Source organism: Actinacidiphila epipremni (assembly GCF_012034175.1).
In the GTDB taxonomy this organism is placed as follows: Bacteria; Actinomycetota; Actinomycetes; order Streptomycetales; family Streptomycetaceae; genus Actinacidiphila; species Actinacidiphila epipremni.
In genome coordinates, this window is sequence record NZ_JAATEJ010000037.1 from 57181 (window position 1) to 70789 (window position 13609).

General features: G+C 74.7%; 11 protein-coding genes and 1 pseudogene. 5 read left to right on the forward strand and 7 right to left on the reverse strand.

Translation table 11 applies throughout. The features are described from left to right. Positions 1 to 72 precede the first annotated feature (72 nt). The 5 genes from HCN08_RS31895 (at position 73) to HCN08_RS31915 (ending at position 6334) form a co-directional block, all read left to right on the forward strand. Positions 73 to 2070 carry an ATP-binding cassette domain-containing protein gene (locus tag HCN08_RS31895; protein ID WP_167986803.1) on the forward strand — a complete coding sequence of 666 codons (1998 nt, stop codon included), beginning with the start codon at positions 73 to 75 and terminating at the stop codon, positions 2068 to 2070. A 45-nt stretch (positions 2071 to 2115) separates the two neighbouring features. Continuing rightward, positions 2116 to 3153, forward strand: a complete 1038-nt coding sequence (locus tag HCN08_RS31900) for an AsnC family transcriptional regulator (protein ID WP_167986804.1) — start codon at positions 2116 to 2118, stop codon at positions 3151 to 3153. Between the two features lie 369 nt (positions 3154 to 3522). Further along, a complete protein-coding gene (locus tag HCN08_RS31905; RefSeq protein WP_206319489.1) occupies positions 3523 to 4482 on the forward strand; it encodes a MetQ/NlpA family ABC transporter substrate-binding protein in 960 nt (319 codons plus the stop codon). A 48-nt stretch (positions 4483 to 4530) separates the two neighbouring features. Then, a complete protein-coding gene (locus HCN08_RS31910) occupies positions 4531 to 5673 on the forward strand; it encodes a methionine ABC transporter ATP-binding protein (protein ID WP_167986805.1) in 1143 nt (380 codons plus the stop codon). A gap of 1 nt (position 5674) precedes the next feature. Further along, entirely contained in the window at positions 5675 to 6334 is a 660-nt protein-coding gene (locus tag HCN08_RS31915) for a methionine ABC transporter permease (protein ID WP_167986806.1), read from the forward strand. Between the two features lie 74 nt (positions 6335 to 6408). Here HCN08_RS31915 and HCN08_RS31920 read toward each other — a convergent pair whose 3' ends face one another. From HCN08_RS31920 to HCN08_RS31950, 7 genes and pseudogenes are all read right to left on the reverse strand, one after another. Then, positions 6409 to 7740, reverse strand: coding sequence for an LLM class flavin-dependent oxidoreductase (locus tag HCN08_RS31920; RefSeq protein ID WP_167986807.1), 1332 nt, complete (start codon positions 7738 to 7740; stop codon positions 6409 to 6411). A 10-nt stretch (positions 7741 to 7750) separates the two neighbouring features. Continuing rightward, a complete protein-coding gene (locus HCN08_RS31925) occupies positions 7751 to 8854 on the reverse strand; it encodes an LLM class flavin-dependent oxidoreductase (protein ID WP_322974806.1) in 1104 nt (367 codons plus the stop codon). Positions 8855 to 9038: 184 nt separating this feature from the next. Then, a pseudogene (locus tag HCN08_RS31930) lies at positions 9039 to 9842 on the reverse strand (DUF1684 domain-containing protein); the annotation flags it as partial. After that, positions 9839 to 10528 (reverse strand): flavin reductase family protein, encoded by a 690-nt coding sequence (locus HCN08_RS31935; protein ID WP_240970629.1) that lies wholly within the window; start codon positions 10526 to 10528, stop codon positions 9839 to 9841. The gene HCN08_RS31935 and the pseudogene HCN08_RS31930, both read right to left, overlap by 4 nt. Continuing rightward, positions 10525 to 11661 (reverse strand): LLM class flavin-dependent oxidoreductase, encoded by a 1137-nt coding sequence (locus HCN08_RS31940; protein WP_167986810.1) that lies wholly within the window; start codon positions 11659 to 11661, stop codon positions 10525 to 10527. Before HCN08_RS31940 ends, HCN08_RS31935 begins: the two co-directional genes overlap by 4 nt. A gap of 16 nt (positions 11662 to 11677) precedes the next feature. Then, the gene (locus tag HCN08_RS31945; RefSeq protein WP_167986811.1) at positions 11678 to 12775 is read right to left on the reverse strand and encodes an LLM class flavin-dependent oxidoreductase; all 1098 of its coding nucleotides are present in this window, start codon (positions 12773 to 12775) and stop codon (positions 11678 to 11680) included. Beyond that, positions 12772 to 13609: LLM class flavin-dependent oxidoreductase (locus tag HCN08_RS31950; protein ID WP_167986812.1), on the reverse strand; the 838-nt coding region annotated here is incomplete at its 5' end. The genes HCN08_RS31950 and HCN08_RS31945, both read right to left, overlap by 4 nt.

Genomic DNA, 13609 nt, shown 5'->3' on the forward strand with positions numbered 1-13609 from the left:
CCCGGAGCGGGGGCGGCAGCGCCCTTCGCGCCTGCCCCGCGCCGGGGCCGCCCGCGGCCGGGGGTGGACGGCATGAGCGAGTTCGCCGAGGGCGCGTCGCAGGGCGTTCCGGGCCCGCGCCATGCACCGCTGCCACCGCCGCCGGCCGAGGTCACCGCCGGGCCGGCGGACGACAACCTCACCGACGAGCTGGAGGAGACGTACTGGTCCGTGCACGACGGGGCCGCCGCGAGCGCGACGGTGCGGCAGGTCCTCGCCGGGCTGCCGCGGATCACCGGGCTGATCGGGCGGCTGGCGTGGCGGGCCGACCGGCGGGCGGCGCTGTGCGTGCTGCTGTGCCAGCTGGCGTCCGCCGCGATGAGCGCGCTCGGGCTGATCGCGGGTGTCACCGTGCTCCAGCACCTGTTCGCCGCCGGCCCGACGGCCGACCGGGTGCGTGCCGCGCTTCCGCAGATTCTGCTGGTCGTGGGGCTGCTGTCGGCGCGGGCCGTGCTGGAGGCGGCCGTCGCGGTCGCCCAGGCCCGGGTCACGCCGAAGATCCGTACCGCCCTGGAGTGCGAGTTCCTCGAACTGACCGCGCATGTGCGGCTGGAGGCCGTCGAGGACCCAGACTGGCACGACGAGGTCCACCGGGCCAACGACCGCGGGCTGTTCTACGCGCGGCAGATCGTCGGCCAGGTCGTCTCGCTCGCCGCCGCGGCCCTGGCCCTCGCCGGCACCGCCGGTGTGCTCAGCGTCCTGCACCCGGCCCTGCTGCCGCTGCTCCTGCTGTCGGTGCTGCCGGTGGGGGTCGCGGCGGTCCGCAGCGCGCGGGACCGCTTCGGGTCGTTCAAGCGGTGGAACGCCCTCCAGCGCCGGGTGCGGGTGTTCTCCTGGCTGCTCCTGGACGTGGACGCCGCCGCCGAGCTGCGGTCGGACACCGCGCAGGACGCGCTGCTGGCCGAGCACCGCCGGCTGACCGTCAAGATCGCCGAGGAGGACACCCGGCTCGGGGTGCACGCGGCGCTGCTGAACCTCGCGGGCCGCGCCGTCGGCGGGCTCGGGACCGGCATCACCTACGCGGCGCTCGCGGGCATGCTCATCGCGGGCTGGCTCCCGCTCGCCTCGGGCGCCGGCGCGGTGCTGGCCATCCAGGCCGGGCAGGCCGCGCTCACCCGGCTCGTCGACGTCGCCCACCTGGTCTACGAGCAGGCGCTGTGGGTCTCGGACCTGCTCGCCGTCCAGGAGCGCAGCCGCGGCCTGCTGCCCGCGCGCGGCGAGATCCAGGCCCCGGCGGCGGTCGGCACGATCACCCTGGACGACGTGCACTTCCGCTACGCCGGCAAGGACACCCCCGCGCTGGACGGCATCAGCATGACCCTCACCGCCGGGCAGAAGGTCGCCTTCGTCGGCCTCAACGGCTCGGGGAAGTCCACCTGTGCCAAGGTACTGGCCGGGTTGTACGAGCCGGGGCGGGGCACGGTGCGGTGGGACGGCGTGGACGTCCGCGACATGGACGCGGCCTCCCTGCACCGCCAGGTCGCCTGCGTGCTCCAGGAGCCGGTCCGCTACCCCTTCAGTGCCCTGTCCAACATCATCGCCGGCACCGGCACCCTCACCACCGCCGACCCCGACCGTGTCCTGGCCGCCGCCCGCGCCGCGGGAGCCGACGGCGTCGTCGCCGAACTCCCGCACACCTGGACGACGTTGCTGTCCAAACGCTTCAAGGGCGGCCAGCAGCTCTCCGGCGGCCAGTGGGCCAAGATCGCGGTGGCCCGCGGCCAGTACCAGAACGCCCCGCTCCTGCTGCTCGACGAGCCCACCGCGAGCATGGACCCGCCCGCGGAACACGCCGTCTACGAAGCGGTCCTGCGCGGCCGGCTGCGCGAGGACCAGATCACCGTCCTGATCTCCCACCGCCTCGCCAGCGTCGTCGACTGCGACACCATCTACGTCTTCGACCGCGGCCGGATCACCGAGTCCGGCTCGCACGACGCCCTCATGGCCCGCCGCGGCGTCTACGCCGACATGTTCACCCTCCAGGCCGACGGCTACCGCCCCCGCTCCCCGCGGACGAAGGCGGTCCCGTGACCGCCCGGGAGCCGCGGACGCCCGGACGCGGCATACGCTGGGGGGATGGATCGCGGCACCGCGGACGACGGGACGCCGGGCGGGCTGGACGCGCTCGACGCGCGGCTGCTGCATGCCCTCCAGGTGGACGGGCGGGCGCCGTTCGCGCGGATCGCGGAGGTGCTGGGCGCCGGCGACCGTACGCTGGCGCGGCGCTGGGCGCGGCTGAGGGCGGCCGGGCTGGCCCGGGTGGTGGGCGTGACGGCCGGTGAGGCGGTCGGGACCGCGGAGTGGCTGGTGCGGCTGCGGGTGCCGCCGGCCCATTGCGTGGCGGTCGCCCGGGCGTTGGCGGCGCGGGCCGACACCGCGTGGGTGACGGTCGGGGCGGGCGGCACCGAGGTGCTGAGCGTGTTCCGGGTGCCGGAGGGCCGGGTGGCGCCGCTGGCGGCCCTGGGGGCGTACGGGCCGGTCGCCGGCGCCGAGGCCTACCGGGTGCTGCACCCGGTCATGGGCGGCCGGCGCTGGCGTGGCCGCACGTCCGCGCTGACGCCCGAGGAGGTCGCCGCGCTGCGCCCGGCCGGGGACGGGGAGCCGTCGCCGTACCGGGGCGGGCTGAGCGATCTCGACCGGGGGCTGCTCCAGGCGCTCGCGTCGGACGGGCGGGCGGTGTACCCGGACCTGGCGCGGCGGCTGGGCTGGTCGCAGTCCGCCGTACGCCGCCGGCTGGAGGTGCTGCGCGGCTCGGGCGCGGTCCGCTTCGACGTGGAGACCGACCCGCGGCTGTTCGGCGCGACCGTGCAGTGCCTGCTGTGGCTCGGCACGTTCCCGGCCCGTACCGCGAGCGTCGCCCAGGCGCTGTCCGCGGACCCCGAGGTGGCGTTCGTCGCGACGGTGACCGGCGCACACAACGTCTTCGCCATCGCGGTCTGCCGTGACATCGCCGCCCTGCACACGTACCTCACCGTGCGCGTCCCCGCCCTGGAGGGCGTCCAGCGCCTGGAGACCACGCCCATCGACGCGTACACCAAGCGCGAGGCCCCGCTCCGGGACGCCGGCCGCGGCCGGCCCCGATACCGTGTCGAACGTCCGTCGGAGAGCTGCTAACGTACTCGCCATGCGTAAGCCCCTGTTGACGAGTCGGCGCACCGTCGACTACGTCCAGGTCGCCAGCTGCCTGTGTCGCTGAACTTGTCGCGACACCGCCCGGCCGGCCCTGCCCCGGACCTGATGCCCGGGACCCGGCAGTCCTGACTCCTGAGCGTCCCGAGTCCTGAGGACCGCCCGCTCCCCCGGCCCGGCGTGGCCGCCCGTTTCTCCCCCGCTCGATCCCCTCTCGATCCCCGCGCGATCCCTCGACCGATCGCCGCGCTCCCGTGCGCCCCGGCACGCGTACCGCCTCCCGCGTACGCATGCCGCCGTCGCGCACGCCCGCACGCCCTGACGCCCTTGCCCGCACCACCGGAGGTACCTGCCGTGACCGAGTCGTCCCCGTCCAACGCCCCTGAGAGCCCCGAACCGACCCTGCCCTCGCGCGGCGGTGGCCGGCGGCGCGTGCTGTGGATCACCGCGGCTGCGGTGGTCGTGGTCGCCGCCGTCGTCGTGGGCCTGGTCCTGTCGCTGGGCGGCGGCTCCGACGGGTCGAAAACAATACGCGTCGGGGTCGTCGACGCCTCCCAGCCGTACTGGAAGACGTACGCGGACCTGGCGAAGAAGCGGCTCGGCGTGACGGTGAAGTTCGTCAACTTCAACGACTACAGCCAGCCCAACCCGGCGCTGAAGGAGAAGCAGCTGGACCTCAACGAGTTCCAGCACATCCAGTACCTCGCGAACTACAACGTCACCGCGCACGACGACCTGCAGCCGATCGGCGCGACCGCGGTCTACCCGCTGCCCCTGTACTCGCTGAAGTACGACAACCCGGCCGCACTGCCGGCCGGCGCGAAGGTGGCGATCCCCAACGACGCCATCAACGAGGCCCGCGGGCTGCTGGTGCTCCAGGCCGCCGGGCAGCTCACCCTCAAGGACGGCGGCACCGCCTTCTCCACCACCGCCGACATCCTCACCCACCGGGTCGACGTCACCACGCTGGACGCCTCGCAGACGGCCGGCGCGCTGCAGAACGGCTCGGTGGCCGCGGCGATCGTCAACAACAACTACGCCACAAGCGCCAAGCTGCCGACCTCGCGGGCGATCTTCCAGGACGACCCGGGCAGCTCCAGCGCGGCGCCCTACGTGAACATCTTCGTCGCCCGCAAGGCCGACGTGGGCGATCAGACCTACCTCAAGCTCGCCGCGCTCTACCACGACCCGGCCGTCGAGAAGGGCGTCCAGCAGGCCAACGGCGGCACGGCGGTGTTCCGTACGACCTCGGCGGCCGACCTCCAGGCCGAGCTGGCGACCGTGCAGAAGCAGGCCGAGGCGGCGAAGAAGTAGCCGCCGGGAGCGAGGAGGACCACGAGACGCAGGGAGCCGAGGAACCCGATGGCCGCCGACAGCCCGCCGCCCGCCGTACCCGAGCCGAAGCCCGAGCCCGAGCAAAAGCCGGGACCGGAACCGGAGCCGGAGCCGGGACCGCAGCCCGCCGAGGTGCACGTCCGCTTCGACCGGGTCGGCAAGACCTTCCCCGGCAAGGGCCGCGGGGCCGCCCCGCACGTGGCGCTGCGCGACGTCAGCCTGGAGATCCGCCGCGGCGAGGTCTTCGGCGTCATCGGCCACTCCGGGGCGGGCAAGAGCACGCTCGTACGGCTCGTCAACGGCCTGGAGACGCCGACCGCCGGCCGGGTCCACGTCGGGCCGCACGAGCTGACGGCGCTCGGCGAGAAGGGGCGGCGGGAGGTCCGGCGCGACATCGGGATGGTCTTCCAGCAGTTCAACCTCTTCCGCTCGCGCACCGTCGCGGGCAACGTCGCCTACCCGCTGAAGGTCGCCGGCGTCCGGCAGCCGGAGCGGGACCGGCGGGTCGCCCGGCTGCTGGACTTCGTCGGGCTGCTGGACCGCGCCCACGACCACCCCGAGCAGCTGTCGGGCGGGCAGAAGCAGCGCGTCGGCATCGCCCGCGCGCTGGCCACCGAGCCGTCGCTGCTGCTCGCGGACGAGGCGACCAGCGCGCTGGACCCGGAGACCACCGGCGAGGTGCTGGCGCTGCTGCGCCAGGTCAACCGGGAGCTCGGCGTCACCATCGTGATCATCACCCATGAACTCGACGTCATCCGGTCGGTCGCCGACCGGGTCGCGGTGCTGGACTCCGGGCGGGTGGCGGAGACCGGCAGCGTCTACGACGTCTTCGCCCGGCCGCGCACCGAGGCCGCCGCGCGCTTCGTGGGCGCGACACTGCGCGACCGGCCGTCCGCGCAGACCCTGGCCCGGCTGCGGGCCCGGCACACCGGGCGGCTGGTGACGGTCCGGGTCCGCGACGACCAAGGCGGGTTCCAGACCCGGCTGGCCCGCACGTTCCTGGACCACCAGGTGGCCGCCGACATCGTGTTCGGCGGCATCAGCGAGCTGCAGGAGCGGCCGGTGGGCAGCCTGACGTTCGCGCTCACCGGCCCCGGCGGCGCGGTGGACGCCGCGCTCGTGGCGCTGCGCGCGGACGGCGTCGACCTCGCCGAGGAGGAGGAAGCCTGACATGCACGAGTTCACCACCAACCTGCCGGTCTACCGCGAGGCGATCCGGCAGACCCTCTCCATCGTCGGTGTCTCGCTGGCAGCCGGCGGCGTCCTGGGCCTGGCCCTCGGGCTGGTGCTGTACGCGACCCGCCCCGGCAACCTGCTGGGCAACCGGGCGGTCTTCCTGGCGGTCAACGTGCTGGTCAACGTGGTCAGGCCGGTGCCGTTCGTCATCTTCATCACCGCGATCCAGCCGCTGATGCTGCACACCATCGGCACCACGATCGGCACGGGCGCGGTCACCTTCGCGCTGTCGCTGTCGGCCGCGTTCGCGATCAGCCGGATCGTGGAGCAGAACCTGCTGACCGTCGACCCGGGCGTGGTGGAGGCGGCCCGCGCGACCGGGGCGCGGCCGGTGGGCATCCTGCTCACCGTGCTGATCCCGGAGGCGCTGGGGCCGCTGGTGCTCGGCTACACGTTCATCTTCGTGGCGATCGTCGACATGTCGGCCCAGGCCGGCCTGTTCGGCGGCGGCGGGCTCGGCGACTTCGCGATCACCTACGGGTCGCAGCGCTACAACTGGCCGGTCGTCTACATCACCGTCGCGACGATCGTCGTCCTCGTCCAGGCCGGGCAGTTCCTCGGCAACTGGCTGGCCCGGCGCGCGCTGCGGCGGTAGCCGGTGGCGGTCCGGCGCCGTTCCGGCCCGGTCGGGGGACGCCCCCGGCCGGGCCGGACCGCTTGCGGGATGCCCTACAGCGGTGGCAGCGCGAGGTGTTCGCGCAGCGTCGTGCCCTCGTACGCGGTGCGGTACGCGCCGCGCTCCTGGAGTTCCGGGACGACCTTGTCGACGATGTCGGTCAGCGACGACGGCAGCAGGTGCGGCACGATGTTGAAGCCGTCCGCGGCCCGGGTGCGGACGTAGCGCGTCCACTCGTCGGCGATCTGCGCGGCGGTGCCGACGAAGGGCGGCCGGCGCGCGGACACCTCCCGTACCAACTGGACGATGGACAGGTCGCGTTCGGCGGCGAGTTCGCGCCACTTGCGGATCTGCGCGAGCTTGCCGGTGCGCTCCTCGATGGGGATCGTGCCGCGGGACGGGTCGAGTTCGGCCTCGCTGGGCTCGATGTCCGGCAGCGGTCCGTCCGGGTCCCAGGCCGACAGGTCGGTGCCCCAGTACTGCTCCAGGAACGCGATCGCGCGCGGCGGCGAGACCTGCTCCTCGCGCAGCCAACGGGCCTTGTCCTCCGCGTCCTCGGCGGTGTCGCCGACGACGACCATGGCGCCGGGGAGGATCCGCACCGCGTCGGCGGGCCTGCCGTACCGGGCCAGCCGGCTGCGCAGGTCGGTGGCGTAGGCGAGCGCCTTCTCGTAGTCGGTGTTGGCGGAGAAGACCACGTCGGCGTGCGCGGCGGCGAGTTCGCGCCCGCCGTCGGAGTCGCCGGCCTGGAAGATTACCGGCCGGCCCTGCGGGCTGGGCGGCACGGTGGCGGAGGCCCGCAGCCGTACGAGGTCGGTGTCGCGCACCACTTCGCCGGTGCCGCCGGCCCCGGCGGCCCACAGCGCCTTCGCCGCCTCGACGAAGGCGGTGGCCCGCTCGTAGCGGCGCTCGTGCGGGAGCCAGCCGCCGTGCCGGAAGTTGGCGCCGGTCCAGGCGTTGTCGGTGGTGACGACGTTCCAGCCGGCCCGGCCACCGGACAGCAGGTCGAGGCTCGCGAGCCGGCGCGCCAGGTCGGCGGGGAAGTTGTAGGTGGTGTTCTGGGTGGCGACCAGGCCGATCCGGCTGGTGGCGCCGGCCAGTGCGGACAGCTGGGTGATGGCGTCGGGCCGGCCGGCGATGTCGAGGTCGAAGATCCGGCCGCGGTTCTCCCGGACCCGCAGGCCCTCGCCGAGGAAGAAGGCGTCGAACAGGCCGCGTTCGAGCAGCCTGGCGACGTCGACGAAGGTCTCGATCGCGGTGTGGGAGGGCGAGTCCGGCTGCGTCCAGATCAGTTGCGGGCCCACGCCGGTGAAGAAGACGCCCAAGTGGACCTGGGCGGTGGGGTCGTGGTCGGGGGTGGCGGTACCGTGCGCCGCTTCCGGCATGGCGGTCACCTCAGGGGGTCGGGGTCGCCGCGCGGGCGAACCGGTTGGCCGGGCGCGGCAGGCCCAGGGTCTCGCGCAGGGTGGCGCCGGGCCGCGGCGGGCGGTGCAGCCCGTCGGCGGCGAGCGCCGGCAGCACCTGCCCGGTGAGCAGCGGCAGGTCGGTGTGCAGCTCCGCGGGGTGCAGCCGCACCCCGTCGACATGGCCGGCCAACTCCCGTAGCAGCGCGACGAGTCCGGCCGCGGACCCGATGTGGCGCAGCCGGCCGGCCGGCTCCCAGGGTGCGGTGTCGTCGAGGCGGGCGAGCCGTTCGGCGGCCGGGCGGCCGGCGTCGAGCAGCACCTCGACCTCGGCGAGGACCAGCGGTGCGCCGGCGGCCCTGGCTGCCGCCGCCGCGGAGGCGACGGCGGCGGTGTCCGGTCCGGTGACCAGCGCGATGTCGGCCCGGTCGGCGAGCCGGAGCGTGTCGGGGGCGAGGACGACGACCTGGCCCTGCGGCGGCCGGGGGGTGATGAGCGGGCCCTTGACGGTGAAGCGGGCGCCCTCGAAGTCCACGTGGTGGACCTTGTGCCAGTCCAGGAAGCGGCCGGTGGGCACGTCCTTGACGACGGCGTCGTCCTCCCACGAGTCCCACAGGGCGCGGGCGGCGTCGACGACGTCGGTGGTCTCGCGGTGCAGCGCGCCGGCGTCCAGCGGTCGCGAGCCGATGGTGGCGTGGGCGTCGGCGTCGTTGGCGGCGCCGACCACCCAGGCGGCCCGGCCGTTGCTCGCGTGGTCCAGGGAGGCGAGCTGGGTGGCCAGGTGGAAGGGCTCGGTGACGGTGGTGTGCAGGGTGGGCGCGAGGCCGATCCGGTCGGTGAGGGTGGCGACGAAGGCGGCGCGGGTGCCGGCCTCCGGGCGCCATCCGCCGCCGCGCGGGGGCAGCGGTCCGTCGCCGAAGGTCACGAGGGTGAACCCGCCCGCCTCGGCCGCGGCGACGGCCCGCCGCAACGCCGGCGCGATGCCGCCCGGCCCGGGCTCCGTGCCGGGGGCGGGCGCGGCGGCGGGGTGGGCGCCGTGGCCGTCGGCCTCCAGCGCGAGGTGCAGCCGGCGGCTGCCGGGGTCAGGGCTGGTCACGACGGCCGGCCTCCTCGGCGCGGGCGGGGCGGGCGGCACCCTCGGCGTCCCGAGCACCCCCGGCGACCACAGCGGCATCCCGCGTACGGCCGGCGGCGTCCCCGGCAGCCTCGGCGTCCGCGGCGGCGCCCTCCGCCGCGCCCTCCGCCGCGGGGACGGAGACCGGGCGGCGGTCCGGCCTCGGCGGGATCTTCTCGCCGGCCTCGATCGCGACCGGCAGCCGGTTCTCGGCCGGTGGCAGCGGGCAGGTGGCCAGGTCGGTGTACGCGCAGGGCAGGTTGGTGGCCCGGTTGAAGTCGAGCAGGACGTTGCCCTCGGCGTCGGGCGCGTCGACCGACAGCGCGCGGGTGGCGGCGTAGGTCGTCACGCCGGAGGTGGCGTCGGTGAGCAGCACGAGCAGGCTGCCCGGGGCGCCGCCGTTGAACGCGGTCAGCCGGTGCGTCGTGCCGTCGAGCTCGAACTCGACCTGGCCCGGGGCGTCGTAGACATGCTCCAGGCCCTCGACGACGGAGCCGACCGTCGTGCTGCGGGGCCGGTCGAAGGGCACGTAGCGGCCGGCCCGGGCCCACCGCGGGTCGGGCGCGTAGGCGGGGGTGCCGGTGAAGGACAGCCGCAGCCCGCTGTCGGGGTGGCGGGGCCGCAGGATGTCGTGGCCGCCCCGCCGGGCGACCTCGACGACCGCGTCGCCGGCGGCCGGGTAGAGGCTCACCCGCTCGCCCAGTACGCCGAAGTCGTGCCGCCCGCGCAGCACATGCCCGTCCAGGACCAGCTCCTCGTCGTCGGCGAGCTCCACGACGACCCCCTCGGCGGTGCTCGACCAGGCGCCGGGCGCGTCGGGGAAGCGGGTGGGCGTGGCGTCCAGCCAGTACTGGCCGGTGATGGCGAGGAAGCCGTGCGGGCCGGCGAGCGCCCGCTCCTTGTCCGCGTGCCACTGCCGCCATTCCTCGGCGAAGGCGGCGCGGTCGATCTCTTCGGCTCGGACGGTCATGACGGCTCCTGGGTCGGGGTGGGGCGCGGTGCGGGACGGTGCCCGTTGTCGGCGGCGGGCGGCTCCAGGCGCCGGAAGCGGCTGCCGTGGAAGACCAGCGGCGGCACCGCGTGGTCGGCGTCCAGCGCGCGGATGCGCAGCAGGACGATGTCGTGGTCGCCGGCGCGGATCTGCTGCTCGATGCTGGTCTCGAACCAGGCGCCGGCCCCGTCGAGCAGCACGGCGCCGCCCGCCGTCTCGTACCAGTCCAGGCCCGCGAAGCGGTCGTCGCGGCGGGAGGCGAGCTGGCTGCCGGCGCTCTCCTGCTCGGCGCCGAGCACCGTCACGCCGAGCCGGGCGCGGTCGGCGAGCAGCGGCCAGGTGGTGGAGGTGTGGGCGACGCACACCGACAGCAGCGGCGGGTCGAGCGAGACGGCGGTGAAGGAGTTGGCGGTCAGCCCGACCGGCGTGCCGTCCACCAGGGCGGCGATCACCGTCACCCCGGTGGGGAAGGCGCCGAAGACCCGCCGCAGCCGGGCCGCCGAGACGTCCTCGTGCTCGGCCGCGCGCGGCTGCGCTCTCGTACGGGGCTCCGGGCGTATGCCGGGCTGTCCGGGTACGCCCGGCTCATCGGCCCGGACCTCCGGGCGTATGCCGGGCTGCTCGCCGGTACGGGCGTGGCCGCCGGGCACCATCTGGATCGTCATCGTCGCTTCCATTCCTCGGCAAGCAGCTCGTAGGAGCGCACCCGGTCGGCGTGGTCGTGGGTGATGGTGGTGACCACCAGTTCGTCGGCGCCGGTGGCGTCGCGCAGCGTCTCCAGCTGGTCGGCGACCTGCGCCGCCGTACCGACGAACTGCGTGTCGACGCGGTCGGCCACCAGGTCCCGCTCCTCGTCGGTCCACTCGTGGGCGCGGGCCTCGTCGGGGGTGGGGAACTGGATCGCGCCCGCGCCGCTGCGGATGCTGTGCACCCACAACCCGTAGCCGGTCGCCAACTCCCGTGCGGTCGCCTCGTCCTCGGCGACGACGACGTCGGCGGAGACGCTGACGTAGGGCTCGTCCAGCTCGGCGGAGGGCACGAAGGCCGCCCGGTAACCCTCGGTGGCCTCCAGCACGGTGGCCGGGCTGACGTGGTAATTCGCCGCGAAGCGCAGCCCGTTGGCGCCGGCGACCTGTGCGCTGATGCCGGCGCTGCTGCCGAGGATCCACACCTGGAGCGCGGCGCCCTCGCCGGGCACGACATGCGCCTCGACGCCGTCCTCGGTGGCGTAGCTGCCGGCCAGCAGCGCGAGGATGTCGGCGATCTGCTCGTCGTAGGGCTGCGACTCGGCGCCGGGCTGGGTCAGGAGTTTGCGGTGCAGGGCGAAGCGGGGCGAGCCGAGCAGCTTCGCGAAGGAGAAGGGCGCCGGGATGAGCAGGCCGTTCGCGGTGCGCCCGTCGCTGACCGCGGCGGCGGCGCCGGCCGGCACCGGGACGGGCGGCTCGCCGGGCTTGCCGCGACCGCCGGAGCGGCCGAGGCCCAGGTCGAAGCGGCCGGGGTGCAGCGCGTCGAGCAGGCCGAACTCCTCGACGGTGGAGAGCGCCGTGCGGTGGCCGAGCTGGACGGCGCCGGCGCCGAGCCGGATGGTGCTGGTCGCGGCGGCGGTGAGGGCGAGGACGACCGCGGGGGACGTCCCCGCGACCCCGGGGTTGAGGTGGTGCTCGGCGAACCAGTAGCGGGCGTAGCCGAAGGATTCCGCCTGCCGGGCCAGGTCGATGCTGTTGAGCAGGGCCTGGCCGGCGGTGGAGCCGGAGGATATGGGGACCAGGTCGAGGACGGCGAGCGGGGTCTGTGGCACGGTGGGGTGCTCCTTGTCAGGCGTCGGCAGGGGTCGCCGGGGCGGCGGCGGGGTCCTCGATGCCGACGGGGCCCCAGGCCCACGGCGGGTCGGGGATGTCTTTGCGCAGCACGGGTGCGATGTCGGACTGGAAGAGTTCCAGCGCGTCGCGGTGCTGGGCGTCGGTCAGGCCGCCGGCGTCGGCGTGCAGGTGGAGCACGGTGTGCCCGAACTGCTCGTGGTAGCGGTGCACCTTGTCGGTGATCTGCTGCGGGCTGCCGATCAGGGCGGAGCTGCGGTCGACGAAGTCCTCCAGGGTGGCGAAGACCGGCTGCACGCCGAGCTGCTTCTGGAAGGCCAACTGGCCCTCGAAGACCGGGCGGTAGGCGGCGAGCGCCTCCTGCGAGGTGCGGGCCGCGTAGTAGCCGGCGGTGCCGGCGCCGACGGTGGCGAGGGCCGGGTCGTGGCCGTAGTGCGCCCAGCGCTCGCGGTAGTGGCGGACGAGTTCGGCGTAGGGCTCGATGGGGTTGGTGACGTTGGCGGAGAACAGCGGGTCGCCGTAGCGGGCGGCCAGGTCCACGGACTCCTTGCTGGTGGCGCTGCCGTGCCAGACCCGGACGGGGTTCTGGTAGGGCCGCGGCCACACCTCGGCGTCCTTCAGCTCGGGGCGGAACCGCGGCTGCGCGGTGACCTTGTGCTCGCGCCAGATGCGGCGGAAGAGCTCGTAGCTCTCGGCGTTGCGGTCCCACTGGTCGTCGGTGGTGACGTGGAAGAGCTCGCGCTGGGCCGAGCCGTTGCCCTTGCCGACGATCAACTCCAGCCGCCCGCCGGACAGGTGGTCGAGGGTGGCGTAGTCCTCGTACGCGCGCACCGGGTCGAGCAGGCTGAGCGTGGTGACGGCGGTGAACAGCCGGATGCGGGAGGTCAGCGCGGCCAGGTGGCTGAGCACGACCGGCGGGGAGGAGGAGATGAACGGGCGCTCGTGGCGCTCGCCGACGCCGAAGCCGTCGAAGCCCAGCTCCTCGGCCAGCAGGGCGTTGTCGACGACCTCGCGGAAGCGCTCCTGGGTGGACTTCTGCACGCCGGTGACCGGGTGCGGGCTGTGCACGATGAGGGTGATGGTCAGGAATTTCACGACGCGGCCTCCGTACGGGTGCGGCGGGTGGGCGGGGTGAGGGCGGGCAGGCCGAGGTGGTCGCGGAGGGTCTCGCCGGTGTATTCGGTGCGGAAGACGCCGCGTTCCTGGAGCAGGGGCACCACGGTGTCGGCGAATTCGTCGAGGCCGCCGGGCGTCAGGTGCGGCGCGAGGATGAAGCCGTCGCACGCGTCGGCCTGGACGAAGTCGTCGAGGGTGCGGGCGATGTGCTGCGGGGTGCCGACGAAGGACTGCCGGCCGGTCACCTCGATGACGACCTCGCGCAGGGAGAGCTTCTTCTGCTCGGCGACGGCCCGCCAGTGGGCGGCGACGGCCCGCTTGTCGATGGTGGAGGAGTCGGTCCTGCCGCGGACGATCGGCTCGGCGTCCAGCTGCGGCTCGCCCTCGGGCAGCGGCCCGTCCGGGTCGTGGTCGCTCAGGTCGCGGTTCCAGACCCGCTCGGCGAACCGGATCGCGGTCGGCCCGCTGACCTGCTGGCGCCGGATGTGGCGGGAGCGCTCCTCGGCTTCTTCCTGCGTGTCGCCGAGCACGAAGGTGGCGGCGGGGAGGATCAGCAACTCCTCGGGCCGGCGGCCGTATGTGGCGAGCCGGCCCTTGACGTCGGCGTAGAAGGCGCGGCCGGCGTCGAAGGTGCCGTGCCGGGTGAAGATCGCGTCGGCGCCGGAGGCGGCGAACTCCCGGCCCTGGTCGGAGTCGCCGGCCTGGAAGACCACCGGCCGCCCCTGCGGGCTGCGCGGCACGTTGAACCGCCCCCGGATGTCGAACTCGCTGACCCGGTGCGCGAATTCACCGGCTTCCGGGTCGCGCAGGAAG